The organism is Sulfitobacter aestuarii (assembly GCF_042685005.1).
Taxonomy (GTDB): domain Bacteria; phylum Pseudomonadota; class Alphaproteobacteria; order Rhodobacterales; family Rhodobacteraceae; genus Sulfitobacter; species Sulfitobacter aestuarii.
The window spans coordinates 100,229-124,427 of sequence record NZ_JBHUMP010000004.1 but is presented as its reverse complement, the minus strand read 5'-3'; the positions used below and the strand labels follow the sequence as shown (position 1 = coordinate 124,427).

21 protein-coding genes are annotated in these 24,199 nt (G+C 65.3%); 10 read left to right on the top strand and 11 right to left on the bottom strand.

Annotation, left to right across the window (positions count from 1 at the left end):
• Window positions 1–34 precede the first annotated feature (34 nt).
• A complete protein-coding gene (locus ACFSUD_RS07065) occupies window positions 35–508 on the bottom strand; it encodes a hypothetical protein (protein WP_386372821.1) in 474 nt (157 codons plus the stop codon).
• 151 nt (window positions 509–659) lie between these two features.
• Between ACFSUD_RS07065 and trkA the strand changes: the two genes are divergently transcribed.
• The 4 genes from trkA to hflX all read left to right on the top strand — a co-directional run bounded on the left by trkA (window position 660) and on the right by hflX (window position 5,260).
• On the top strand, window positions 660–2,036 hold the full coding sequence (trkA, locus tag ACFSUD_RS07060) for a Trk system potassium transporter TrkA (protein ID WP_386372819.1): 1,377 nt from the start codon (window positions 660–662) through the stop codon (window positions 2,034–2,036).
• 38 nt (window positions 2,037–2,074) lie between these two features.
• A complete protein-coding gene (locus ACFSUD_RS07055; protein ID WP_386373013.1) occupies window positions 2,075–3,595 on the top strand; it encodes a TrkH family potassium uptake protein in 1,521 nt (506 codons plus the stop codon).
• Between the two features lie 130 nt (window positions 3,596–3,725).
• Window positions 3,726–3,965, top strand: a complete 240-nt coding sequence (gene hfq, locus ACFSUD_RS07050) for an RNA chaperone Hfq (RefSeq protein ID WP_007119530.1) — start codon at window positions 3,726–3,728, stop codon at window positions 3,963–3,965.
• Window positions 3,962–5,260, top strand: coding sequence for a GTPase HflX (hflX, locus tag ACFSUD_RS07045; RefSeq protein WP_386372817.1), 1,299 nt, complete (start codon window positions 3,962–3,964; stop codon window positions 5,258–5,260). The genes hfq and hflX overlap by 4 nt, the downstream gene beginning before the upstream one ends.
• Window positions 5,261–5,276: 16 nt before the next feature.
• Here hflX and ACFSUD_RS07040 read toward each other — a convergent pair whose 3' ends face one another.
• Entirely contained in the window at window positions 5,277–5,684 is a 408-nt protein-coding gene (locus tag ACFSUD_RS07040; protein ID WP_386372816.1) for a DUF6636 domain-containing protein, read from the bottom strand.
• A gap of 169 nt (window positions 5,685–5,853) precedes the next feature.
• Here ACFSUD_RS07040 and ACFSUD_RS07035 point away from each other — a divergent pair, with 169 nt between their 5' ends.
• Window positions 5,854–6,255 (top strand): DUF2177 family protein, encoded by a 402-nt coding sequence (locus ACFSUD_RS07035; protein ID WP_386372814.1) that lies wholly within the window; start codon window positions 5,854–5,856, stop codon window positions 6,253–6,255.
• A 10-nt stretch (window positions 6,256–6,265) separates the two neighbouring features.
• Here the strand turns inward: ACFSUD_RS07035 and ACFSUD_RS07030 are convergent, their stop codons facing one another.
• Together ACFSUD_RS07030 and ACFSUD_RS07025 are read right to left on the bottom strand one after the other, a co-directional pair.
• The gene (locus ACFSUD_RS07030) at window positions 6,266–6,829 is read right to left on the bottom strand and encodes a pseudouridine synthase (RefSeq protein ID WP_386372812.1); all 564 of its coding nucleotides are present in this window, start codon (window positions 6,827–6,829) and stop codon (window positions 6,266–6,268) included.
• Window positions 6,826–9,300: a penicillin acylase family protein gene (locus tag ACFSUD_RS07025; protein ID WP_386372810.1), complete on the bottom strand. Its 2,475-nt coding sequence runs from the start codon at window positions 9,298–9,300 to the stop codon at window positions 6,826–6,828. The genes ACFSUD_RS07030 and ACFSUD_RS07025 overlap by 4 nt, the downstream gene beginning before the upstream one ends.
• A gap of 77 nt (window positions 9,301–9,377) precedes the next feature.
• Between ACFSUD_RS07025 and ACFSUD_RS07020 the strand changes: the two genes are divergently transcribed.
• Window positions 9,378–10,268 carry an NAD(P)-dependent oxidoreductase gene (locus ACFSUD_RS07020; protein WP_386373011.1) on the top strand — a complete coding sequence of 297 codons (891 nt, stop codon included), beginning with the start codon at window positions 9,378–9,380 and terminating at the stop codon, window positions 10,266–10,268.
• A 70-nt stretch (window positions 10,269–10,338) separates the two neighbouring features.
• On the opposite strand, the gene ACFSUD_RS07015 is transcribed toward ACFSUD_RS07020, so the two are convergent.
• Window positions 10,339–10,905, bottom strand: coding sequence for a lipid-binding SYLF domain-containing protein (locus ACFSUD_RS07015; protein ID WP_386372808.1), 567 nt, complete (start codon window positions 10,903–10,905; stop codon window positions 10,339–10,341).
• Between the two features lie 112 nt (window positions 10,906–11,017).
• A complete protein-coding gene (gene hemB / locus ACFSUD_RS07010) occupies window positions 11,018–12,016 on the bottom strand; it encodes a porphobilinogen synthase (RefSeq protein ID WP_386372806.1) in 999 nt (332 codons plus the stop codon).
• A 119-nt stretch (window positions 12,017–12,135) separates the two neighbouring features.
• On the opposite strand from hemB, the gene ACFSUD_RS07005 reads away from it, so the two are divergent.
• Both ACFSUD_RS07005 and mfd read left to right on the top strand, forming a co-directional pair.
• Window positions 12,136–12,663, top strand: coding sequence for a component of SufBCD complex (locus ACFSUD_RS07005; RefSeq protein WP_386372804.1), 528 nt, complete (start codon window positions 12,136–12,138; stop codon window positions 12,661–12,663).
• A 31-nt stretch (window positions 12,664–12,694) separates the two neighbouring features.
• Complete coding sequence (mfd, locus tag ACFSUD_RS07000; RefSeq protein ID WP_386372803.1) at window positions 12,695–16,228, top strand: transcription-repair coupling factor; 3,534 nt, start codon at window positions 12,695–12,697, stop codon at window positions 16,226–16,228.
• Between the two features lie 35 nt (window positions 16,229–16,263).
• Here the strand turns inward: mfd and ACFSUD_RS06995 are convergent, their stop codons facing one another.
• The 3 genes from ACFSUD_RS06995 to ACFSUD_RS06985 all read right to left on the bottom strand — a co-directional run bounded on the left by ACFSUD_RS06995 (window position 16,264) and on the right by ACFSUD_RS06985 (window position 19,765).
• On the bottom strand, window positions 16,264–17,493 hold the full coding sequence (locus ACFSUD_RS06995) for a multidrug effflux MFS transporter (protein ID WP_386372801.1): 1,230 nt from the start codon (window positions 17,491–17,493) through the stop codon (window positions 16,264–16,266).
• Window positions 17,494–17,610: 117 nt separating this feature from the next.
• Window positions 17,611–18,252, bottom strand: coding sequence for a DsbA family oxidoreductase (locus ACFSUD_RS06990; RefSeq protein ID WP_386372799.1), 642 nt, complete (start codon window positions 18,250–18,252; stop codon window positions 17,611–17,613).
• Window positions 18,230–19,765 (bottom strand): class I adenylate-forming enzyme family protein, encoded by a 1,536-nt coding sequence (locus ACFSUD_RS06985; protein ID WP_386372797.1) that lies wholly within the window; start codon window positions 19,763–19,765, stop codon window positions 18,230–18,232. Before ACFSUD_RS06985 ends, ACFSUD_RS06990 begins: the two co-directional genes overlap by 23 nt.
• A 64-nt stretch (window positions 19,766–19,829) precedes the next feature.
• Between ACFSUD_RS06985 and ACFSUD_RS06980 the strand changes: the two genes are divergently transcribed.
• Window positions 19,830–20,456, top strand: a complete 627-nt coding sequence (locus ACFSUD_RS06980; protein ID WP_386372796.1) for a helix-turn-helix domain-containing protein — start codon at window positions 19,830–19,832, stop codon at window positions 20,454–20,456.
• A 34-nt stretch (window positions 20,457–20,490) separates the two neighbouring features.
• Here the strand turns inward: ACFSUD_RS06980 and ACFSUD_RS06975 are convergent, their stop codons facing one another.
• Window positions 20,491–22,209 carry an extracellular solute-binding protein gene (locus ACFSUD_RS06975; protein ID WP_386373009.1) on the bottom strand — a complete coding sequence of 573 codons (1,719 nt, stop codon included), beginning with the start codon at window positions 22,207–22,209 and terminating at the stop codon, window positions 20,491–20,493.
• A gap of 404 nt (window positions 22,210–22,613) precedes the next feature.
• On the opposite strand from ACFSUD_RS06975, the gene ACFSUD_RS06970 reads away from it, so the two are divergent.
• The gene (locus tag ACFSUD_RS06970; RefSeq protein WP_386372794.1) at window positions 22,614–23,399 is read left to right on the top strand and encodes a 3-hydroxybutyrate dehydrogenase; all 786 of its coding nucleotides are present in this window, start codon (window positions 22,614–22,616) and stop codon (window positions 23,397–23,399) included.
• Window positions 23,400–23,466: 67 nt separating this feature from the next.
• On the opposite strand, the gene ACFSUD_RS06965 is transcribed toward ACFSUD_RS06970, so the two are convergent.
• Window positions 23,467–24,192, bottom strand: coding sequence for a DUF502 domain-containing protein (locus ACFSUD_RS06965; protein WP_386372792.1), 726 nt, complete (start codon window positions 24,190–24,192; stop codon window positions 23,467–23,469).
• Between the last annotated feature and the right edge of the window lie 7 nt (window positions 24,193–24,199).

Below are 24,199 nucleotides of genomic sequence, written 5' to 3'. Positions count from 1 at the left end.
ATCGGCACCGCGCGCGACAGGCGCTGTCGGGACATCACCCGCGCGTGACGATCTGGAAAGACCCGTCGCGGTTGCGGATGACGCAGGACTCAGGAACGAGGACGGGCAGCACGCGGGTCGCGCCCGCCGGGGCGGCGCGGGCAATGCCCGCCGGGCAACGCGGAATGCTGACCGGAGCATAGCCCTGATCGGCCATGCATTGGGTCTCGACCCGGTCGCGCAGCCCTTCATTGGCATCATAGCTGATGATCTCCCCGGGCAGGTAATAACCGCGCCTTATGCGGCAATCCCCGGCACTGTTGCAGATCCGCCGGGAGGGCACGAATTCCGGCGGCAGCCGACGGATACGCGTGGCCACCGGCACGTCGCGCAGCGCCTGAACCTCGCAGGCGAGCGTGTCGCGGTTGAGCGTGCCGACGGGCACGCCGGGACGGTAATAGGTGTTGAGCGGCGCACAGGCGGATACCAGCAGAGCCGCAAAGAACAGGGAGAGGGACAATCTGATCATCCCCCGATCTTGCCCCAGCCGTCACCGCGAGACAATTGAATTGAATTGACCCCTGCCGAGCCATCTGTCATGCCACTCTCTGGTCTGCGCGGCCCGGCCGGGACGAGACATGCGCGGATCGTCATGGCTGTGGGACGAGGGTGCGCTTTTCATGAAGGTGATCATTTGCGGCGCGGGACAGGTCGGCTGGCAGATTGCCCGCCATCTCAGCGGAGAGCGCAACGACGTGACCGTTGTGGACAGCGATCCCGACCTGGTACGTCGCGCCACCGATACGCTCGACGTTCAGGGCATCGCCGGTTTCGCCAGCTACCCGGACGTGCTCGACCGGGCAGGCGCGCGCGATGCGGAAATGATCATCGCCGCCACCCATTCGGATGAGGTCAACATGGTGACCTGCCAGGTCGCCCATTCTGTCTTCGGCATCAACCGCAAGATCGCCCGGCTGCGCTCACAATCCTATCTCGACGCGATCTATTCCGATCTCTATCGGCGCGATCACATGCCCATCGACGTGGTGATCAGCCCCGAGAAGGAGGTCGCCGCCGCCGCGCTGCAGCGGCTTTCGGCCCCGGCGGCCTTCGACACCGAGGTCTTCATGGAGGGCCAGGCACAGCTGCTCGGCATCACGCTCGACGCCGATTGCCCGGTCGTCAACACGCCGCTGCGCCAGCTCACCGATCTTTTCTCGACCCTGCGCGCCGTGGTCGTGGGCGTGCGCCGGGACGGGACGCTTTTCGCGCCGGAGGCCAAGGACCAGCTCTTCGTCGGCGATGCCTGCTATGTCTTCAGCCATCGCGACGACATTGCCCGCACCATGGAGATCTTCGGCAAGACCACCACCAAGCAGGAGCGCGTCGTGCTGGTCGGCGGCGGCAATGTCGGCCTTACCGTGGCGCAGCATCTGGAAGCCGGGCCACACCGGATGCGCACCAAGATGATCGAACGCAGCCGGGCCTCCGCCGAACGCGCCGCCGAGGCGCTGGAACGCACCATCGTGCTCAACGGCGACGGGCTCGACGCGGCATTGCTAGCCGAGGCCGGGATCAGCCGCGCCGATGCGATGCTGGCGGTGACCGATGACGACAAGACCAACATGCTGGCCTGCGTGCGCGCCAAGGCCGAGGGCTGCCCCTATGTGATCGCCCTGATCAATGACCCGACCTTGGTGCCGTTGATGACCCCGCTGGGGATCGACGCCTATATCAATCCGCGGGCCACCACGGTGAGCTCGATCCTGCGCCACATCCGCCACGGCCGGGTGCGCGCGGTCTATTCGATCGGCGATGCCGAAGCCGAGGTGATCGAGGCCGAGGTGCTCTCCACCTCGCCGATCGCCGGCAAGAAAGTCTCGGACATCGATTTCCCCGAAGGGGTGCTGGTCGGGATGATCCGCAAGGAGGGCAAGGTGATCCGCCCGATGGGCGACACCCGCATCGACGAGGGCGACCTGATCGCCCTTTTCGCGCTGGCCGAGGACGTGCCCCAGGTCGAGAAGCTGATGCAGGTCTCGATCGACTTTTTCTGATGGCGAAGGGATCTGCAGCGGTGAAACGTCAGAGCCACATGGGCAGGGAACTGCTGCAGCTGCCGCTGTTCCTGCTGCTCTTCGGCGCGGTCTCCGCCTCGATGCTGCTGCCGGCGGTCTATGGGCTTGTTGTACGTGACCACGAGGCCGCGCGTGCCTTTCTCTATTCCGGGCTGCTCGGGACCGTCACCTTTCTGCTGATCGCCGTCGCCCATGCCGGACGCGCCCCGCGTCACGGCGCGCTCGGTCCGCTGATGTCGCTGTTCTCGGCCTTCGTCTTCCTGCCGCTGCTGCTGGCGCTGCCCTTCGTTGAGGCGCTGCCGACGACACATTTTGTCAACGCCTATTTCGAGATGGTCAGCGCCTTCACCACCACCGGTGCCAGCATGTTCGCCGACCCCGGACGGCTCAGCGACACGCTGCATCTGTGGCGCGCCCAGGTCGGCTGGATGGGCGGGCTGGTGATGTGGATCGCCGCCTCGGCAATTCTCGCGCCGTTGCATCTGGGCGGGTTCGAGGTCACCTCGCAGGCCGAACCGGGGCGGCGCGATCCGAGCGGCGGCACCCGTTCCAGTCCGGTCAGCCCGCGCCAGCGCCTGATGCGCAGCATCCGCACCCTGGTGCCGATCTACCTCGGGTTGACGCTGTCCCTGTGGCTGATGCTGCTGGCCGGGGGCGACCGCTCGCTGGTGGCGCTTTGTCATGCGATGTCGGTAATGGCAACCTCGGGGATCTCGCCGGTCGGCGGGGTGCAGGGGGCCGAAACCGGCATCGCCGGGGAGGCGGTGATGATGCTGTTCATGTTCTTCGCCCTGTCGCGGCTGACCTTTTCCAAGGACACCGTCACCGCCACCCAGGGCGGGCTGCTGACCGATCCGGAATTCCGCATCGGCGTCGCCGTGGTGCTCGGTGTGCCGTTGATCCTCTTCGCACGGCATTGGCTCGGCGCGCTCGACATTTCCGCCGAGGAACAGCTGCGCGAGGCGGCGCTGGCCTTCTGGGGTGCGCTTTTTACCGTGATGTCCTTCCTGACCACCACCGGTTTCGTTTCCGAACATTGGGCCGAGGCGCGCAGCTGGTCCGGGCTGGCGACGCCCGGGCTGATCCTGATGGGGCTGGCGCTGATCGGCGGCGGCGTCGCGACCACGGCCGGCGGGGTCAAGCTGCTGCGGGTCTTCGCGCTCTATCAGAACGGCGTGCGCGAGATGGAACAGCTGGTCCATCCCCATTCGGTCAGCGGTGCCGGGGTGAGCGGACGGCGCCTGCAAAGCAATGGCGCCTTCATCGCCTGGATCTTCTTCATGCTCTTTGCCCTGTCGCTGGCCGGGGTGACGCTGCTGCTCACCGGGCTCGGCGTGCGTTTCGACCAGGCGCTGGTGATGTCGGTGGCAAGCCTGTCGACAACCGGGCCGCTGATCGAATTCGGCGCCGATTCCCCGATCCGGTTGATCGAGCTGGGGGTCGCCGCCAAGGGCGTGCTCTGTGCCGCGATGGTGATCGGGCGGCTCGAGACCCTGGCGATCATCGCGCTGCTGACCCCGGACCTGTGGCGCGCGTGACACGGATTGTCGGGTTTCGCGCAGGGCGCGCCGATATTTAGGCTAGAATGTCGCAGCCCGCCGCTTCATACTGATGCGAACGGAGACCCGGTCCGCGGATCCCGACAAGAACAAAGGCGAGACAACATATATGGCGTCTGACAGACAGAACCTGCAGGATGCGTTCCTGAACCATGTGCGCAAAACCAAGGTCCCGGTCACCATCTTTCTGATCAACGGCGTCAAATTGCAGGGTGTCATCACCTGGTTCGACAATTTCTGCGTGCTCTTGCGCCGCGACGGCCAGTCGCAGCTGGTCTACAAACACGCGATCTCGACGATCATGCCGAGCCAGCCGATCTCCCTTTATGAGGGCGAAGACGCTTCTTGAGCCGCGCAACCTTTCAGATCGACGAATCCGACGGCCCCGGCGTCACCCGCGCCTGGGTCCTGCATCCCGAAATCAAATCCGATCAGGACCGTCGCGCTCCCGAACCGGCACTGGCCGAGGCGGTGGCGCTGGCCCGCGCCTTGCCGCAGATCGAGGTCGTGGGTTCCGAAGTCGTGCCGCTGCGCAGTGTCAGCGCGGGCATGTTGTTCGGCTCCGGCAAGATCAAGGAATTGCATGACCGCATGGAGGCGGCCGAGGTCGAGCTGGTGCTGGTGGACGGGCCGGTCAGCCCGGTGCAGCAGCGCAATCTCGAGAAGGCCTGGGGCGTCAAACTGCTCGACCGGACCGGGTTGATCCTCGAGATTTTCAGCGACCGTGCCGCGACCCGCGAGGGCGTGCTGCAGGTCGAGATGGCGGCGCTCAATTACCAGCGCACGCGGCTGGTGCGGGCCTGGACCCACCTTGAGCGGCAGCGCGGCGGGCTCGGTTTCATCGGCGGTCCCGGCGAGACCCAGATCGAGGCCGACCGGCGCGCCATCGACGACCAGCTCGTCCGGCTGCGCCGCCAGCTCGACAAGGTCGTCAAGACCCGCGCCCTGCACCGGGCCGCCCGCGCCAAGATCCCCTATCCGATCGTTGCGCTGGTCGGCTATACCAATGCCGGAAAATCCACGCTGTTCAATCGGTTGACCGGTGCCGAGGTGATGGCAAAGGACATGCTCTTCGCCACGCTCGATCCGACGATGCGCAGCCTCGTGCTGCCGGACGGGCCGGAGATCATCCTCAGCGATACGGTGGGTTTCATCTCCGATCTGCCGACCGAACTGGTCGCCGCCTTCCGCGCCACGCTCGAAGAAGTGCTGGCCGCTGACATCATCTGCCATGTGCGCGACATCTCCCATGCCGAGACCGAGGAACAGGCCCGCGACGTGCGCGACATCCTGAGCTCGCTCGGAGTCGCAGAGGACACCCGTACGTTCGAGATCTGGAACAAGCTCGACCTGCTGGCACCGGAGGCGGCCGAGGCGCTGCGTGCCCGTGCGGCGCGTGACGAGAACGTGCTGGCGATCTCGGCCGTCGATGGCGAGGGGCTCGATCAGCTGATGGAGAACATCGCGCTGGCGCTGCAGGGCGCGATGCGCGAGAGCGAATTGCAGCTCGGCTTCGCGGAAGGGCGCAAGCGTGCCTGGCTCTTCGAGCAGGACGTGGTCGAGGAGGAGCGGCAGACCGACGAGGGCTTCGCGCTCAAGGTGCGCTGGTCCGCGCATCAGGAGGCGCTCTACCACCGGCTCTGATCGCGCCTTGCGCGCCTCAGATCACCTGCTGTCGTGCCCGCGACAAGAAAAAGCCGTGACCATCAAGGTTGCGGCAGTCCAGCCCCTTGCGCGAGGAATGGCAGGTAAACCCGCCAAACTGCCCGGTGATCCCGTATTCAGCCCGGTCAAACCCGTCGCGGTTGCGGTCGAGCGGTGAGCAGATCATCTGCACCGGGCCACGGTGGTACATCGAGAACACATGGCCCCAATCCTGCTGACAGCCTGCCGGGCGTGGCAGCGCAGGCGGGCCGTTCCGCTCGATGATCGTGCAGGTGATGTCGGAGCCGTCCCGCCCCTCGCCAACGCTGCACTGGATATTTTCCGACGGGGTCTCGAAGGTCCAGACATCAGCGGCGGCAGTCTGCACGCCGAAAAAGAGCGCGAAAATCAGATGGCGGATCATATCGATTCCCCGAAAAAGGCTCTGTTCAATGGCCCGAGCTTAGCCGAGAGGGAGTTTCCTGTCAGCAGCGACGGCCGAGGGCCGGATGACCGTCCCGGCGAAAGAAGATTCGCCTTTGCATCGGGGCGGCGCATATCGAGGGGTAGCCCAACCGAGCGGAGCCTGCCCCATGACCCTCGTCATCCTCTACGTGATCACTTTCGCGCTGTTCATCGGCCTCGATTTCCTCGGCCTGAGCTATCTCATCAAGCCGGTGTTCGAGCGTCACGTGTCGGCGTTGCTGCTGGACAGTTTCCGCCTCCTTCCCGTGATCGTCTTCTATGCCTTCTACGTCGGGGTGTTGCTTTATTTCGTGTCCTGGCCCGCGCTGAGCCACGAGCGCAGCCTGCTCTGGGTGCTGGGCAACGCGGCGCTGATCGGGGCGCTAGGGTATGGGACCTATGAATTCACCAATCTTGCCACGCTGAAGGATTGGCATCCCGCCATGGTCGCCACGGATCTGAGCTGGGGCATCGCGCTGACGGCGGTTTCGGCCACGGGCGGTGTCTGGCTGACGCGGCTTTGGGCGTGAGCGCTGTACCTCAGGGTCCGCTTTCAGCCGCGAAACGCCAGGCGCCTGGGCGGAGCTGGTTGAGCCGCCAGGGGCCGATCGCCGTGCGGATGAGCCGCAGGGTCGGCAGCCCGACATGGGCGGTCATGCGGCGCACCTGACGGTTGCGTCCCTCGCGCAGCACGATCTCGAGCCAGGCATCCGGCACCGATTTGCGAAACCGCACCGGCGGATCGCGTGGCCAGAGATCATCGGGGGCATCGATCTGACGCACGTCGGCCGGACGGGTCGGCCCGTCCTTCAAGGTGACGCCACGGCGCAGCGCCTCTAGCGCGTCGGCGTCAGGTCGCCCCTCGACCTGCACCAGATAGGTCTTCGGCATCTTTTGGCGCGGATTGGCGATGCGGGCCTGCAGCGCGCCATTGTCGGTCAGGACCAACAGCCCCTCGCTGTCCCGATCGAGTCGCCCGGCCGGGTAGAAACCCGGTGCGTCGATGAAGGCCGAAAGCGTCGGGCGTGGGCTGTCGGCGCTGCCCTTGTCGGTGAATTGCGACAGCACGCCGAAGGGCTTGTTGAACAGGATCACCTTGTTCATCGGGTCTTGTCCGCCGGGTAAAGCCGGGTGATGCCGACGGCGGCGGCGCGGGCGAGCCCGGCATCGAGTGACATCGGGATATATTCGCCGCGGCGCCAGAGCTGCGCCAGATCGTCGTAATGGCGCGACAGCGGATGGCCCGATTGCCCGGTCGAGGTGATGAAGACCGAGGAATCCGGATCGGCGAAATCATAGACACCGCGATAGCCGGCACCATGCACGTTGAAGAAGGGGTCAGGCCCGCTGCCCTTCGTGCGTCCGCGCAGCAGCGTATTGTCCCCGCCAGAGGTTGATTGCCTTATGTTGACGAAATGGCGCAGCACCGGCACGCCGCCGAGCGCCTGATGATCATGGGTCGCCTGATGCGCATCTCCCCAGCGCAGGCTTTCCAGCTGGTCCCCCCAGGTCTCGTTGATCCAGATCAGCGCATCGTCCAGCGCCAGCCGCGCCATGTCCGAGCAACTCTCCACCGGCGCCGACTGGCGCACGTCGCACCAGGCCGCGGCGCCGTCGATATTGCGGAACACCCGCTCGATGAACAGGGGCTCGACATGGTCGAATTCCTCCGCCAGCAGCCCGAGTTCGTCGCGGATCAGCCGGTCCTGCAAGGCGCGCAGCCAGGCCGCATAGATCAGCGGTTCAGGCAGATGCTCGTTCATCTCGCCGGACCAGCCCGCCAGCAGATCCAGGGCGCGCTGGCGCTGGCGTTCCGGCGTGCCGTCGGGCGCGGCCTCGCCGGTGAACCACAATTCGGCGCCGATCAGCGGCAGCAGGGCGCGCGCCGTGGGGCTCACCGTGTCGAGCTGCGCCTCGATGAAGCTGTCGCGGGTATGGACCTGGCGCGACTGCATCAGCCGTTTCCAGCGCTGGATCCGCTGGGTATCGCCCCAGAGGAAGGAGACATGGTCGGGAAAGGGGCGATCAACGATCTTGTTGTTGGTATTGCCGAGGATGCCGCCGCTCGGCGCGATGAATTCCGGGTTGGCCTCATAGGGCAGTATCCCCTGCCAGCGGTTCGCCGCGACCCAGCCGAAACTCGGCAGGCGGCCCTGGCTTTGATGCGCGGCGTCGCGTCGGGGCATGTCGCCGATGGTCTTCATCGCGATGGTCTCGCGATCGACCAGCGTCAGATTCTGCGCCGGGGCGACATAGCCTTCGGCGGCGGCCAGCGCCTCCTGCACGTTCTGCGCCCGCATCACCCCCATGGCGGCGGCCAAGGAGCGATCCCTGCCGGTCAGCATGGTCCAGTTCACCGAGGCAACATGGCCCGGCGGGGTGATCGCGGCGAGATTGTAATGGCTGCCCGGCATCACCGGGCCGTTCTCGGTCCAGCGCAGGGTGAGGGTGACCGGATCGGCATCCTTGACGTTGATGATCGAGGCGCGGCTGCGGAACTTCTTGAAACCCTCCGGCGTGCGGTAGCGCTGGGGATCGTCCGGGTCGAGCTCTTCGATATAGACGTCCTGATCATCGACATAGGCCGAGGTCACGCCCCAGCCGAGCGCCGCGCTGCGTCCGCTGAGGATCACCGGCAGGCCCGGAATGGTACCGCCGATCACTCCGCCGCTCTCCAGTTCGAGCCGCGCCAGATACCAGATCGCCGGGGCGGAAAAGCCCAGATGCGGATCATTGGCCAGCAGCGTCCCGCCCGAGGCCGAGCGCGAAGGCGCCGCCGCCCAGGCATTGGACGCCCCGGCAAAGGCCATGTGCTTGAAGGGCGAGAGCGGATGCGGATCGAGCGGGATATTGGCCGCATGGCGCGGCACGCCGGGCACGAGGGCCGCATACTCGGGCAGGGCGGCGATGCCGCTGCCGGGAAAGTCCGGCAGGATGTCCTTGAGCCGCGCGTCGTCGGAAAGCGCGAGGGAGGTCCGCGCCCGGATCACCTCGGCTTCCAGATGGCCCGACATCTGCAGCGCCATCAGCTTGACGATGGCCAGCGAATCCGCCGGGCGCCAGGGCGCCATCGGGGCGTTGAACAGCAACATCTCCGGCGCACCGCGCCCGAGCGCTTCGGAATTGATCTGCGCCAGCCGCGCGTTGATCCCGGCAGCATAGGCCTGAAGTGCCGCGCGGGTCTGATCGTCGAGCGCCTCGACCGATTGCACGGAGAGCGTATAGAGATCGAAGCGGCGCAGCAGCCTGTCGATGTTGAGCGTGGCAGAGCCGAAGACTTCGGACAGCCGCCCCTGCGCGGTGCGCCGCAGCATGATCATCTGCCACATCCGGTCCTGGGCATGGGCGAAACCGAGGCCGAAGAAGACGTCCTCGTCGCTCGCTCCGAAGATATGCGGCACATTGGCATTGTCGCGCACGATCTCGACCGGGGCGGTCAGGCCGCGCACGGTGATGTCGTCATCGTATTCCGGCAGCGATCGCGAAGCGAGCCAATAGACCAGCGCGACCAGAACGACGCTCAACACGATCAGGAACGCGGCCAGCCGCATCAGCCATCGAAAGATCACTGCCATTTGCTGCTCCGGATGGCGGCACCGATTGACCGAGGCGCCTGGGGTGATAGGTGTGCTGCCATGCAATAGCGCAACGGATTGATGAGGAAAAGCACATGGCAAAGCTCGCCTTCCTGGGACTTGGCGTCATGGGCGCGCCGATGGCCGGGCATCTGCAGAAGGCCGGACACGACGTGACCGTCTACAACCGCACCGCCGCGAAGGCCCAGGCCTGGGTCGATGCGCATGGCGGCGACATGGCGCGCACTCCGGCGGAGGCGGCGGAGGGCGCCGAATTCGTGATGGCCTGCGTGGGCAATGACGACGACCTGCGGTCCGTCTGTCTCGGCGATCAGGGCGCCTTTGCCGGAATGGGCGCGGGGGCGATCTTCGTCGATCACACGACCGTTTCGGCGGCGGTCACCGCGGAACTCTATCAGGCGGCGGATGCAGCGCAGATCAGCTTTGTCGACGCACCGGTTTCGGGCGGTCAGGCGGGGGCCGAGAATGGTCATCTTTCGGTTATGTGCGGTGGCGATCAGGGCGCCTATGAACGGGCGCTGCCGGTGATCGAGGCCTATGCGAAAATCTGCCGCCGGATCGGCGAGAGCGGCGCCGGGCAGATGACCAAGATGTGCAACCAGATCGCCATTGCCGGGCTGGTCCAGGGTCTGAGCGAGGCGCTGCATTTCGCCGAGAAGGCGGGGCTCGACGGGGCTGCCGTGGTCGAGGTCATCAGCCAGGGCGCCGCCGGTTCCTGGCAGATGGACAATCGCCACGAGACCATGCTCGCGGATGAATTCGATCATGGATTCGCGGTGGACTGGATGCGCAAGGATCTCGGGATCTGCCTGTCGACGGCGAATGACACGGGCGCCAGCCTGCCGGTCACGGCGCTGGTGGATCAGTTCTACAAGGACGTCCAGAAGCTCGGCGGCGGGCGCTGGGACACGTCGAGCCTGATCAAGCGGCTGCGCGCGCTGGGGTGAAGAACGGGCTCTGAACCGCTGCCGGTCCGGAATTTGCGAAAAAACCGGACCGGAACGGGGCTCTGCGCCGCTAGGGAATGATCCGGGTATATTTGGTGCCTTCCAACGTCGCCCCCAGCCGCAGCCCGGCGCGGCCGAAGACGGCCGCGAGCACCGGCGCCAGCACCGTGGTGGTCTCGGCATTGACGCTGTCGCCACGGTCGGAAATCACATATTCCAGATCAGCCCCGGCCGCCCAGCCCGGCGAGCGGCGGAACTCGCCCAGCGCCGCTTCGGTCATGAAGAACAGCACATGGGCATATTGCTGCGCGCCGATCTGCAACCCGCCGGAAGCCTTGGTCACCGAATAATAATCGACTGTCACGTCATTGACCCGCAGCGCGCCGCGCCCATAGGCGCCGCCTAGGCCGAGCCCGGCTTCGGTGACGAGCGGCATCACCAGCACGCCATTGGCCTTGGCCGCAAGCTGTTCGGTATTGGGATAGAGACGGTACATCTCCGCCAGGGTGGCATCGACGCGGGCGTCGATCATCGCGCCGCCGCGACCGCCGACGCCATTGCCACAGGCCGCCGTCAGTCCCGCGGCGCCGAGGGCGCCGAAGGTAAAGAGGCGACGGGTCAGTTTCGATTTGCTCATAGGATTTGCCTGCCATGATTGACTGATGCCGGTTTGCCCGACTTGAACCGGACTTTAGGCAGAAAACCGCGTCTTGTCATGGACTTTGCGGTTGAATGGGCAGTTTGCCGCCCTAGGACTGCAGCAATCTGGCCGCATCCAGGGCAAAATAGCTCAGCACGCCGTCGCAACCGGCGCGTTTGAACCCGAGCAGGCTTTCCATCATTACCCGTTTCTCGTCGATCCAGCCCTGCTGCGCGGCGGCCTTGATCATCGCGAATTCGCCGGAGACCTGATAGGCGAAGGTCGGGGCACCGAAGGCATCCTTCACCCGTCGACAGATGTCGAGATAGGGCTGGCCCGGCTTGACCATGACCATGTCGGCACCCTCGGCGAGGTCACGCGCCACAAGGCGCAACGCCTCGTCGGAATTGGCCGGATCCATCTGATAGGTCTTCTTGTCCCCGCTCAATGCCGCTGAAGCACCGACCGCGTCGCGGAACGGGCCGTAATAGGCAGAGGCATATTTCGCTGCATAGCTGAGGATCATCACGTCCTGATGACCGCCCGCCTCGAGCGCGTTGCGGATTGCACCGATGCGGCCGTCCATCATGTCCGATGGCCCGATGATATCGGCCCCGGCCTCGGCCTGCGACAGTGCCATCTTGACCAGCGCCTCGACGGTGCGGTCATTGACGATCCTGCCATCCTCGACAAAGCCGTCATGGCCGTTGATGTTATAGGTGTCGAGCGCCACGTCGGTCATCACCACCATGTCGGGCAGGGTCTGCTTGATTGCGGCGATGGCGCGGTTGGCGGGGTTCTTCGGATCCCAGGCCCCGGCACAATCCTCGGTCCGCGCCTCCATCCCGGTATAGGGAAAGATGCACATCGACCTGATACCGAGATCGGCAGCCTCGCGGGCGGCTTCGACAATGCGATCGACAGAGCGGCGCAGGACGCCGGGCATCGAGGGCACCGGCTCTTCGACATTCTCGCCCTCGCGCACGAAGACCGGCCAGATGAGATCGCCGACATGCAGCTCGTTCTCCCGTACCAATGCGCGAATGGCCGGGTTCTGCCGCGTGCGGCGCAGGCGGGTGGCGGGGAAGGGTGCTTGGAGCGGGTTCATGCGGAGATACCTCAAATTCTGCCTCTCCGAAGTGCCATGTATTTTTGCCCGTCTCAAGGGTAGGAATTGCCGCAATCCCCGGCTATGACTGGCAAAGCCGCCCCGATGACGAGTAGACCTTGGACTGGTACCAGACCCTCTTTGAACAGATCGACATGCGGTCCTTCTCGAACCTCTGGTTCTGGATCGTGCTCGCGGTGATCTGGTCCACGGCCAGCCATTGGGTGCTCGGCGTGCCCTATGACATGGTGGTCCGCGCCCGCCAGCAAGGCGGACAGGCCGAGGCCGATCTCGAAGATCTGGTGCGGATCTATGTCAATCGCCTGCTTTACATCGCCGAGGTGTCGGGGCTCTGGCTGATCGCCCTGGGGTGTTTCGCCCTGACCTCGCTGGCGCTGCTCGGGATCGTCTATGAAATCGAATTCGCCCAGGCGGTTCTGCTGCTCGGCTTCCCCCTGTCGCTGGTCGGGCTGCTCAGCCTCGCGACCGCGCGGCGCATCCGCGGCGAGGATGCGCGCGGCGAGCATCTGCGCCGCCGATTGATGCGGCACCGTTTCTATGTGCAGGTCATCGGGATGGTCTCGATCTTCGTCACCGCCCTCTGGGGCATGTATCAAAACCTGGCCATCGGCCCGCTCGGCGGTTGACAGCGCGGCGGCGAAGGCCAATTGAGGCGCCATGGCAGAGCAGAGCAAGATCATTCTTTCCGGCGTTCCCGAAGGGTATGACGCCAAGGCAATCCTCGGCGAGGTAGAGAAATCCGGCGCGCCGGTGCTGCATGTGGCGCGCGATGACAAGCGCATGGCGGCGTTGCAGGAAGCCCTGCGCTTCTTTGCACCGGACATGCCCGTCGTCGTCTTCCCCGGCTGGGATTGCCTGCCCTATGACCGCGTCTCGCCCAATGCTGACATCTCCGCCCGGCGCATGGCGACGCTCGCGGCGCTGGTGCACGGGATGCCCGAGCGTTTCGTGCTGCTCACCACGCTCAATGCCGCCACCCAGCGCATCCCGGCACGCGAGGTGCTGCGCGATGCCGCCTTCAGCGCCCGGGTCGGCAGCCGGATAGATGAAACTGCGCTGCGCAACTTCCTCGTTCGCATGGGTTTTTCGCAAAGCCCGACAGTGATGGAACCCGGCGACTACGCGATCCGGGGCGGTATCATCGACATCTATCCGCCCGGCGATCTCGGCCCGGTGCGGCTCGACCTGTTCGGCGATGTGCTCGACGGCGCGCGGCGTTTTGATCCGGCAACCCAGCGCACCACCGAGAAACTCGATCTGGTCGAGCTTGCACCGGTCAGCGAAGTGATCCTCGACGAGGCGGCGATCACCCGGTTCCGGCAGAATTATCGGATCGAATTCGGCGCGGCCGGTACCGATGATCCGCTCTATGAGGCGATCAGCGCCGGGCGCAAGCATCAGGGCGCGGAGCATTGGCTGCCGTTCTTCCATGAAAAGCTGGAAACGCTGTTCGACTACCTGCCCGGCGCTGCGATCACGCTGGACGATCAGATCACCCCGCAGCGGCTGGCGCGCTGGGAGAGCATTGCGGATCAATACGAGACCCGCAAGATCGCCATGGCCAACCGCTCGAAGATGGACAGCGTCTATAAACCGGCGCCGCCCGAGGCGCTCTATCTCACGGACAGCGCCTGGGACGCGGCACTTGCGCCGCGCCGGGTGATCCAGTTCAACCCTCTGCCGCAGCCCACGGGGCCCGGTGTGCTCGATGCGCGAGCCCGGATCGGACGCAATTTCGCGCCGGAGCGTCAACAGGAAAGTATCAGCCTTTTCGGTGCCTTGGCCGCGCATATTAAAGAGAAACTCGAACAGGGGCCGGTGCTGATCGCGAGCTATTCCGAAGGCGCGCGCGAACGGCTGACCGGGTTGATCGAGGATGAGGGGCTGGCCGAGGCGATCCCGGTGAAGGACGCCACCCGGGTCGGCAAGCGCGGGCTGCATCTGGCTGTCTGGGCTCTGGAACACGGGTTCGAGGCGCCCTGGGGCGGTGGCGAGAGCGGTTACGGCGTCGGTGGCTACGGCGTGGAGGGGGGAGATGCTCGGATCACTGTTGTGTCCGAGCAAGACGTTTTGGGGGATCGGTTGATCCGTGCGCCGAAGCGCAAGCGGCGGGCCGAGAATTTTCTGACCGAGGCGCAGAGCCTCAGCCCCGGCGATCTGGTGGTGCATGTGGATCATGGCATCGGGCGCTATCATGGCATGGAGGTGGTCCCGGCACTCGGCGCGGCCCATGAGTGCCTCGTGCTCGAATATGCCGAGAGTGCCAAGCTTTACCTGCCGGTCGAGAATATCGAATTGCTCAGCCGTTATGGCCATGAGGAAGGGCTGCTCGACAAGCTCGGCGGCGGTGCCTGGCAATCGAAGAAGGCCAAGCTCAAGGAACGCATCCGCGAGATGGCGGACAAGCTCATCCGCATCGCCGCCGAACGTGCGCTGCGCAAGGCGCCGGTGCTCGATCCGCCGCCGGGCATGTGGGACGCCTTCAGCGCCCGGTTCCCCTATAGCGAGACCGACGACCAGTTGCGCGCCATCGGCGACGTGATCGACGATCTGACCTCCGGCAACCCGATGGACCGCCTGGTCTGCGGCGATGTGGGTTTCGGCAAGACCGAAGTGGCGATGCGCGCGGCCTTCGTGGCCGCCATGTCCGGCGTGCAGGTCGCGGTGATCGCGCCGACAACGCTGCTGGCACGCCAGCATTACAAGAGCTTTGCCGAGCGTTTCCGGGGCTTTCCGATCAACGTGCGCCAACTCAGCCGTTTCGTCTCCGCCAAGGAGGCCGCCGCCACCCGCGACGGCATGGCCAAGGGCACCGTCGATATCGTCATCGGCACCCATGCGTTGCTCGCAAAGGGCATCAGGTTCAACAACCTCGGGCTGCTTGTGATCGACGAGGAACAGCATTTCGGCGTCACTCACAAGGAGCGGCTGAAGGCCCTGCGCAGCGATATCCACGTGCTGACCCTGACCGCCACGCCGATCCCGAGGACCCTGCAGCTCAGCCTGACGGGCGTGCGCGATCTCAGCATCATCGGCACACCGCCGGTGGACCGGCTCTCGATCCGAACCTATGTGAGCGAATTCGACGCGGTGACGATCCGCGAGGCCCTGCTGCGCGAACATTATCGCGGCGGGCAGAGCTTCTACGTCGTGCCGCGGCTCTCCGATCTGCCGGAGATTGAGGAATTTCTGAAGGCGCAGCTGCCGGAGCTGTCCTATGTGGTCGCCCACGGGCAGATGGCGGCGGGCGAGCTCGATGATCGGATGAACGCTTTCTATGACGGCAAGTTCGACATCCTGCTGGCCACGACGATCGTCGAATCCGGTCTCGACATTCCGACCGCCAACACCATGATCGTGCACCGCGCCGACATGTTCGGCCTCGCGCAGCTCTACCAGATCCGCGGCCGGGTCGGGCGCTCGAAAACGCGGGCCTATGCTTACCTCACGATCAAGCCGCGTGCCCGGCTGACCGACACGGCGCAGAAACGCCTGCGGGTGCTCGGCTCGCTCGATACGCTGGGCGCGGGTTTCACCCTAGCCAGCCAGGATCTCGACATTCGCGGGGCGGGCAACCTGCTCGGCGAGGAGCAGTCCGGGCAGATGCGCGACGTGGGTTTCGAGCTTTACCAGTCGATGCTCGAAGAGGCGATTGCCAAGATCAAGGCGGGCGAGCTCGAAGGACTTTCGGAAGCGGACGAGCAATGGGCGCCGCAGATCAACCTCGGCGTGCCGGTGCTGATCCCGGAGGATTACGTGCTCGATCTCGACGTGCGGCTCGGCCTCTATCGCCGTCTCAGCGGGCTCACCACCAAGGTCGAGCTCGAAGGGTTCGCCGCGGAGTTGATCGACCGTTTTGGCAAGCTGCCCAAGGAGGTCAACACGCTGCTGCTGGTGGTGCGGATCAAGGCGATGTGCAAACGCGCCGGGATCGCCAAGCTCGACGGCGGGCCGAAGGGCGCGACGATCCAGTTCCACAACGACAAGTTCGCCTCGCCCGAGGGGCTGGTGCAGTTCATTCAGGACCAGCGCGGGCTGGCCAAGGTCAAGGACAACAAGATCGTGGTGCGGCGCGACTGGAAGAAGGACAGCGACAAGATCAAGGGTGCCTTCGCCATCGCCCGCGATCTGGCCGAGCATGTGATCGCGCTGGAAAAGCAGAAGAAGGGGGGGAAGAAGGCCACAGCCTGACTTCCCCGCCAAGCATTCGGAACGGCTGGCGCGCGCTATTCGGCCGCGGCCAGTCGTGCCTCGACCCGACCCATGTGCAGCATCAGCGCGAAGCCGACGAGGGCCAGCAGCAACACCGCGCCGACAAGCGGGCGAGTGCTGCCGTCAAAGAGCAGCCCCACCGGCGAGGCGATGAGCGCGGCCAGCACGGTCGAGACCGCGCCAGTGACGGAGGCCGCCATGCCGGCGATGTGCCCCATCGGTTCCATGGCAATGGCGTTGAGATTGCCCAGGGTGAGCCCGGCCTGGAAGAACAGGCAGGTCTGCCAGAGCACGAAGGCGGCAAACCCATAGGGCTCTGCCATGGCCGTGAGGTCGAAGAGAAAATAGGCGCCCGACAGCAAGATCTGGCCGCCAAGCGCGATGCTGACCAGCCGCCGCATCCCGTAGCGCACCACCAGCAGCGCATTGAGCAGGCTCGCGGAGCCGGAGATCAGCGCCACCAGCCCGAACCAGAAGGGAAAGCTCTCGCCGCGGTCATAGATCTGGTCATAGATCGGCTGCACCAGCATCAGCGTGACGAAGAGCATGGACAACGCCAGCGTCTGAACCATAATCGACAGGCGCACCGAGGGGTGGGCGAACATTTCGTGCACCGCTCCCATCATCAGCCGCAGCCGCAGCGGGCGGCGCTGCTGCACGGGAAGGGTCTCGGGCAGGCGCAGGCCCATCCAGAGAGCCGAGACCAGCGAGAAGACGATGAAGGCAAAGAAGATGCCGTGCCAGCCGCCGAAAGCGATGATCGCCGCGCCCATTGCCGGGGCGAATGCCGGCACCAGCGTGAAGACCATCATCACGATCGACATGATCCGCGCCATCTCGCGCCCCGAGAACAGGTCCCGGATGATTGCCAGCGAGACCACCCGCGGCCCTGCGGCGCCGAGCCCCTGAAAGACCCGCGCCACCAGCATCACCTCCAGCGTATTGCTCGCCCAGCCGACGGCGGCCGCGATGATATAGAGCGCCGCACCGGCATAGATCACGTTCTTGCGTCCGAAAGCATCCGACAGCGGACCGGTGAAAAATGTGCCCAGTCCCATGCCGAAGACGAATGCGGTGAGGATCAGCCCGGCGCGATGCGGGGCCTCGGGGGCCAGTTCGGCGCCCATTTCGGGCAGGGCCGGGAGCATGGCGTCGATGGAAAAGGCGATGGTGGCGAACATCATCGCGATCAGCGCGATGAATTCGGCACGTCCCATTCTGAATTCAGGCTGTTGGCTGGTCACGCGATACTCCGCTGGCAAGGCAGGCGCGTCAGGTCCGGCGCGAATGCGCGCCTTTCATAACCCATGGTTGCGATTGGTACAATCGGGGAAATCGGCCGCGCATGGCGGGATTGCGCCTCACGCAGCCCCGGTCAGCTCGGCGATCACCTTAGCCCAGAGCCCGGGCGGCTGCGCGCCCGGCACCGCGTGCTGGTTGGCGATGATGAAGGTCGGCACCGAGGTAATGCCCATCTCCCGGCTATGGGCATCGCGGGCGCGGATGTCATCGGCATCGGCGTCCGATTCCAGCAGACGGCGCACCACGGAGGCATCCATTTCGATGGAATCGGCAATATCAGCTAGAACGTCGATCTCGCCGATGTCGCGGCCTTCGGTAAAATAGGCCTTGAACAGCGCCGATACCGCGGCGGTCTGGCGCTGCTCGATCCCTGCCCAATGGATCAGGCGGTGCGCATCGAGCGTGTTGGGCGTGCGCTGCATCGCCTCGAAATTGATCTCGAGACCGGCATTGCGCGCATGTTCGGCGACCGGGGCATAGGCCTTTACCGCGCCTTCCTTGCCGCCGAACTTGGCTTCGAGATAGGTCCGCCGGTCCATGCCGTCACGCGGCATGTCGGGGTTGAGCTGGAACGGATGCCATTCGATCACGAAGGGATGGTCGGGATGATCCTGCAACGCGCGATCGAGCTGCGCCTTGCCGATATAGCACCAGGGGCAGATCGGGTCTGACATGATATCAAGCTTGATCGGGTCGGCCATGGTCTGAAACCTCGTAATGCTCGCGCAGGGCGCGGCGCAGGATCTTGCCATTGGCGCCGGTCGGCAACGCAGGCAGGTGAATATAGAGCCGCGGCTGCTTGTAGCGCGCCAGCCGCGCCCCGGCATAGTCGCGCAGCGCGGCCTCGTCCAGTGGGCAGGCGGCGGTATAGAAGGCGGCGATCACGCTGGCGTCGGTCTTGATCGTGACTTCCGCCGCCGCCACCGCTTCGAGCCCCGGAAACCCGGCAAGCGCGCCCTCGACCTCCAGCGGCGAGACCCGGAAACCGCCCGCGTTCATCATGTCATCGCGCCGCCCCTCATAGGTGATGCGCCCCTGCGCATCCATCGCCCCCTGATCGCCGGTCAGGAACCAATCGCCCTGAAACCGCGCCACGGTCTGCTCCGGCGCGTCGAGATAGCCGAGCATCAGCCCCGGATCGCTGCGATGAATGGCGATCGTGCCGCTTTGGCCGAGCGGCACCGGCCCATCGGCATCCAGCAGCGCCACCCGGCGCCCCGGCTGCGGCCGCCCGAGGCTTTCCCCCTGCGGCGGATCGGCGGGGCAGCCGGAGATGAAGGTCGAACATTCCGACATGCCGAAGGCCTCGTGAATCTCGCCCCCCGTCGCTTCGTGCCAGCGGCTGCGGATAGTCGGACTGAGCTTCTCACCAGCGCTCAGCGCGTGGTGCAGATCGGGCAGATCGAGCTTCTGGTGATGTTTGAGGATTTGCCGGTAAACCCCCGGCGCCGCTGCAAAGATACTCGCCTGATGTCGTTTGAGCAGTGCCGGGAGCCGCGCCGGATCGGTGCCCGGCGCCGGGATCAGCGCGGTGGCGCCGACGCTCCAGGGATCCATGAGACCGGTGCCGAGCGTATAGGTCCAGTTGAACGCCCCGGCATGGCAAAGCCGGTCCTGCACGCCGATCCCGTACCAGCCCTGATGCATCATCCGACGGGCCCAGATCGCGCGATGGGCATGGACCACCGGCATGGGCTGCCCCGATGTGCCGGAGGTATAGATGATATATCCGACCCGTTCCGGATCGCCCATATGCCACTCTGCGGCAGGCAGGCTGCGCATCTTCCTGAGATCGTCAAGCCCGATGACCGCCGCGTCATCGGGACAGGCAATGGCGGGATCGCGCAGGATCGCGCCCGGCGACAGCCCCGCGATGATCCGTGCGACCTCGGGCTCGGTCAGCCCCGCCGCCGTGGGCACCGGCACCAGCCCCGCCGTCAGGGCGCCGAGATAGGCGATGGGAAAATCGACCTCGTTGCCGAGCCGCAGCAACACCCGCGCACCCGGATCCAGGCCGCGGGCCCGCAATCCCGTCGCGGTACCGCGCACAGCCCGGCTCAGCGCGTGAAAGCTCCAATCGTCGGTGCGATCCTCATGCAGGATCGACAGCGCGGTCTTGTCGCCCAGCTCCCCGGCCAGGGCGAGCACATGGGCGGCCATGTTGAACGGCGCCGGGCAGGGCGCGAAGCCGCCGTGATCGAAAATCGAGTCCATCCCGCTTGGCTAGCCTGCGATCTGCGTCGTTGCAAGGCTCGGGGCGCGGCGCTATAGCGCCTGTATGAGCGCCGAGACACGCAGACCCTCCCTGATCCAGCTGGCCCGCGAGAACGGCGAGACCGAAGCGGTGCCGCCGGTCGATCTCGGCGCGCGGGTGCGCGAGCTGCGCAAGGCGCGCAGCTGGACGCTGGAACAGGCCGCCAGCCAGGCCGGGCTGGCCCGCTCGACGCTCTCCAAGATCGAGAACGGCCAGATGTCGCCGACCTATGACGCGCTGAAGAAACTTGCCGTCGGGTTGGAAATCTCGGTCCCGCAGCTCTTCACCCCGCCGGTCGCCGGGCAGATCAACGGCCGCATGACGGTGACGAAATCGGGCGAGGGTCGCGGGCAGGCCACGACGACCTACGAGCATGAATTGCTCGGCGATGCGCTGCGCAAGAAGCAGATGCTGCCCTATCGCGCCAAGGTCCGGGCGCGGCGGATGGAGGAATTCGACGGCTGGGTGCGCCACGACGGCGAGGAATTCCTCTATGTGCTGACCGGGATGATCCGGCTCTACACCGAATTCTACGAACCCGTCGAGATGCGCCGCGGCGACAGCGCCTATTACGACGCCACCATGGGCCATAACGTCGTGTCGCTGAGCGACGAGGATGCGACGATCCTCTGGGTCACCTCGCTGGCCTGAGCACAGGCGAACGCCGCAGACGGCCTGCGCGGCATCACTCCCTGTCTTCCCACCACCAGAGCTCGGGCATGAAATTCGGCCCGTCACCATAGAGCGGCAGCCTGTCGGGATATTTCATCTCAGCCACATGGGCGATCCGCCCTTCGCTGAACGACCAGAAGGGCACCACGTAGCGCCCGGCGGTCAGTACCCTGTCGAGAGCCCGCACCGCGGCGGTGAATTCGGTAGCGTCCCGCGCCGCCAGCATCGTGTCGATCATCGCGTCGATCGCCGCAGATTGCACCCCCATGAGGTTGCGCGTCCCGGGTTCCCCGGCCGCCTCGGAGCCCCAGTAATAGCGCTGCTCATTGCCCGGGGAAAGCGACAGCGAACGGCGAAAGAAGGTCATGTCGAAATCATATTCGTTCTGGCGGGCCACGAATTGCGCGTCATCGACCATCTCGATCCCCGCACGCACCCCCAGCCGTTTCAGCGCCTGCAGATAGAGTTCCGCGATCGCCTGATTCTCGCTGCTGCCCTTGGCCAGCAGGATCGTGAAGGCGAGCGGCCTGCCGTCGGCCCCGCGCATGGTCCCGTCCTCGGCGCTGTAGCCCGCCGCCTGCAACTGCTTCATCGCCGCACGGATCCCCGAGCGGTTGCGTGCCGACCCGTCCGAGATCGGCAGGGAATAGCCCTCCAGCGCCCCCGGCGGCAAATCCTGCGCAAAGGGTGCCAGCAGGTCAGCCACGGCACCCTCGGCAGGACCTTCGCGCATCGCGAGGGTGGAGTTGGAGAAATACGAGGTGATCCGCGGCTGCGCCCCGCCGGTCAGCGTCTCGTTGATATATTCGAAATTGAACGCCGCAATCATCGCGTCGCGCACCCGCCAGTCATCAAAGGGCGCACGCCGCGTGTTCATGACGAAACCGGTCATGCCGGAGGGCTGGTGATGCGGGAATACCGATTTCACCACCTCGCCCCGCGCGATGGCGGGGAAATCATACTGCGTCTCCCAGGTCTCGGCGTTGAACTCGCGCACGGCAGAGATCTGCCCGGCCTTGAATGCCTCGAAGAGCACGTTGGCATCGCCGTAAAAATCAATGCGGATCTCGTCGAAATTGTTGGTGCCCCGGCGAAAGGGCACATCATCGCCCCAGTAATCCGGATTGCGCCGCAAGGTGACCTGTCGGCCCGCCTGGTATTCCGCGATCACATAGGGTCCGGTGCCGAGCGGGATCTCCGAAAGCGGCGCATCGGCAAAATCTTGTCCTTTCCATTGCGCACGGCTCAGGATCGGGCGCATCCCCGCGAGAAGCGCGAGCTCGCGGTTCTCGGTATTGAAGGTCATGCGCAGCTTGCGCGGCCCGGTCTGTTCGATCCGCTCGATCTGCGACTGCAACCCGTGATAGCGCGGATGCCCCGCACTGCCGAGCAGCTCGTAGGAGAAAATCACATCATCCACGGTGACGGGGCTGCCATCGGAGAAGCGCGCCCCCTCGCGCAGGGTAAATTCGACCCAGGACCGGTCCTCGGGCACCTCCACCGATTCGGCGAGCAGACCGTAGAGCGTGAAGGGTTCGTCCCAGGAGCGGCCCATCAAGCTTTCGTGAGTGAAGAAGGGCAGTTGCCAGGGCGCGGTACCCTTGCGCACGAAAGGATTGAGCGAGTCGAACCCCCCGGTATTGCCCAGGGTGATCGCGCCGCCCTTGGGTGCGGCGGGGTTGGCATGGGGCAGGGACACAAAATCAGGTGGAAGGGCGGGGTCTCCATACATAGATATACCATGTTGCGGCACCGCCTGACTCGCGCCGGTCCAGAGAATCAGCGCGCCTACCGCCGCGATCCCGCGTCCAAAAACCAAAAATTTGCCGTCCATTTTCGCTCCCATGCCGCTCGACCCTTGTTTTATTGGCCCATTCCATAACGGTGCTTTCCTGCCATATCAAACTTTTAGCTTGGAATGAGGCGCCCGATTGCCTATAAAGACTGCACTGCTCGATAGGTTTCTTGCCTGTATGAAACCTGCCTCAATAACTTAACGCCCGCTTCGTGCGGGCGTTTTTTTTGCCCGCAGCACGGCGCTGCGGTCGCGTCCCGTCGCCCCGCTTTTGCCATTCCCTTCGCCGCGGCCCTCGGCCATGGTGCCTGCGCAGCATGAAGCGCAGAAGGAGACAGCAAATGGCATTCAGCATCGACCTCTCGGGAAAGACGGCGGTGATCACCGGGTCGAACTCCGGCATCGGCCTCGGGATCGCCTGGGAACTGGCCCGGGCGGGAGCCGATATCGTGCTGAACTCCTTTACCGACACCGAGGAAGACCATGCGCTGGCCGCGCAAATCGCCAGCGAGACAGGAGTCACGGCGCGCTACCTGCAGGCCGACATGTCGCGGGGCGATCAATGCCGCGGCTTGATCGAACGTGCCGGACGCTGCGACATCCTTGTCAACAACGCCGGGATCCAGCATGTCGCCGCGATCCCCGATTTCCCGACCGAGAAATGGGATGCGATCATCGCCATCAACCTCACCTCGGCCTTCCATACCAGCGCCGTCGCCCTGCCGATGATGCGCGCCGCGGGCTGGGGCCGGGTGATCAACGTGGCCTCGGCCCATGGCCTCACCGCCTCGCCCTACAAATCCGCCTATGTCGCCGCCAAGCACGGCATCGTCGGCCTGACCAAGACCACGGCGCTCGAGACCGCCCGGGATGACATCACCTGCAACGCGATCTGCCCCGGCTACGTGCTGACCCCGATCGTGGAGAACCAGATCCCCGACACGATGAAGGAATATGACATGAGCCGCGAAGAGGTGATCGTGAAGGTGATGCTGACCCGACAACCGAGCCGGGATTTCGCCACGGTGGAGCAGATCGGCGGCACCGCCACCTTCCTGTGCTCGCCCGCCGCCGCCCAGATCACCGGCACCACGATCAGCGTCGACGGCGGCTGGACCGCGCTCTAGCCGCGTACCGGGCTTCTTCTGACCGTAAATACCTCAGGGAGTTTGAGGGACGGCGTCCCTCATTCCCTCAGATGATCTTCAGCGAATCCTCATCGTCCTGCAGGCTGCGGTCCGGCGGATAGACCAGCCCGGCCGAGATCACCAGCTTGGCCGCGTCCTCGACCGACATGTCGAGCTCGATCACGTCCTTCTTGGGAAAGAACAGCAGGAAACCCGAGGTCGGGTTCGGCGTCGTCGGAAGGAAGACACTGATCATCTCGCCCCCCGGATCGGACCTCGCCGCCACCTCGCCCTTCGCGGTGGTCGAGATGAAACCGAGCGCCCAGATCCCGCGGCGCGGATATTCGATCAGGCAGGCGGTCTCGAAACTGCGTTCGGATTGCGCGAAGATGGTTTCGGAGATCTGCTTAATCCCCGAATAGATCGTGCGCACCACCGGGGTGCGCTCGACGAGGCTCTCGGCAAAGCGGATCAGCGAACGCCCGATGATCCCCTTGGCCATCCAGCCGACGAGGATCGTGAAGACCAGGAAGATCACCACGCCGAGCCCGCGGACATTGACCTGCACCGAGGGATCGAGCCCGAAGAAGTCCTGGATCATCCTGTCCGGGTGATAGGCCTGCGGCACCAGCGGCAGCACGAAACCGTCGATCCAGCCGATCACCGACCAGATCAGCCAGATGGTCAGCCCCACCGGCGCGATGACCACGAGCCCGGTCAGGAAGGAGGCGCGCAGCCGTGCCACGAGGCTGCGGCGCGGCGGCAGGGGATCAGGATCGAAAGGCGTGTTCATCGGGGAA

Bases quoted from the DNA above. Each gene is read 5' to 3' on its own strand.
- ACFSUD_RS07030 (WP_386372812.1), bottom strand. From the start codon at position 6,829: ATGAACAAGGTGATCCTGTTCAACAAGCCCTTCGGCGTGCTGTCGCAA.
- ACFSUD_RS07035 (WP_386372814.1), top strand. From the start codon at position 5,854: ATGACCCTCGTCATCCTCTACGTGATCACTTTCGCGCTGTTCATCGGC.
- hemB (WP_386372806.1), bottom strand. From the start codon at position 12,016: ATGAACCCGCTCCAAGCACCCTTCCCCGCCACCCGCCTGCGCCGCACG.
- ACFSUD_RS07065 (WP_386372821.1), bottom strand. From the start codon at position 508: ATGATCAGATTGTCCCTCTCCCTGTTCTTTGCGGCTCTGCTGGTATCC.
- mfd (WP_386372803.1), top strand. From the start codon at position 12,695: ATGGCAGAGCAGAGCAAGATCATTCTTTCCGGCGTTCCCGAAGGGTAT.
- ACFSUD_RS06980 (WP_386372796.1), top strand. From the start codon at position 19,830: ATGAGCGCCGAGACACGCAGACCCTCCCTGATCCAGCTGGCCCGCGAG.
- ACFSUD_RS06970 (WP_386372794.1), top strand. From the start codon at position 22,614: ATGGCATTCAGCATCGACCTCTCGGGAAAGACGGCGGTGATCACCGGG.
- trkA (WP_386372819.1), top strand. From the start codon at position 660: ATGAAGGTGATCATTTGCGGCGCGGGACAGGTCGGCTGGCAGATTGCC.
- ACFSUD_RS07040 (WP_386372816.1), bottom strand. From the start codon at position 5,684: ATGATCCGCCATCTGATTTTCGCGCTCTTTTTCGGCGTGCAGACTGCC.
- ACFSUD_RS06985 (WP_386372797.1), bottom strand. From the start codon at position 19,765: ATGGACTCGATTTTCGATCACGGCGGCTTCGCGCCCTGCCCGGCGCCG.
- ACFSUD_RS06990 (WP_386372799.1), bottom strand. From the start codon at position 18,252: ATGGCCGACCCGATCAAGCTTGATATCATGTCAGACCCGATCTGCCCC.
- ACFSUD_RS07015 (WP_386372808.1), bottom strand. From the start codon at position 10,905: ATGAGCAAATCGAAACTGACCCGTCGCCTCTTTACCTTCGGCGCCCTC.
- ACFSUD_RS07055 (WP_386373013.1), top strand. From the start codon at position 2,075: ATGGGCAGGGAACTGCTGCAGCTGCCGCTGTTCCTGCTGCTCTTCGGC.
- ACFSUD_RS06975 (WP_386373009.1), bottom strand. From the start codon at position 22,209: ATGTATGGAGACCCCGCCCTTCCACCTGATTTTGTGTCCCTGCCCCAT.
- ACFSUD_RS06965 (WP_386372792.1), bottom strand. From the start codon at position 24,192: ATGAACACGCCTTTCGATCCTGATCCCCTGCCGCCGCGCCGCAGCCTC.
- hfq (WP_007119530.1), top strand. From the start codon at position 3,726: ATGGCGTCTGACAGACAGAACCTGCAGGATGCGTTCCTGAACCATGTG.
- ACFSUD_RS07025 (WP_386372810.1), bottom strand. From the start codon at position 9,300: ATGGCAGTGATCTTTCGATGGCTGATGCGGCTGGCCGCGTTCCTGATC.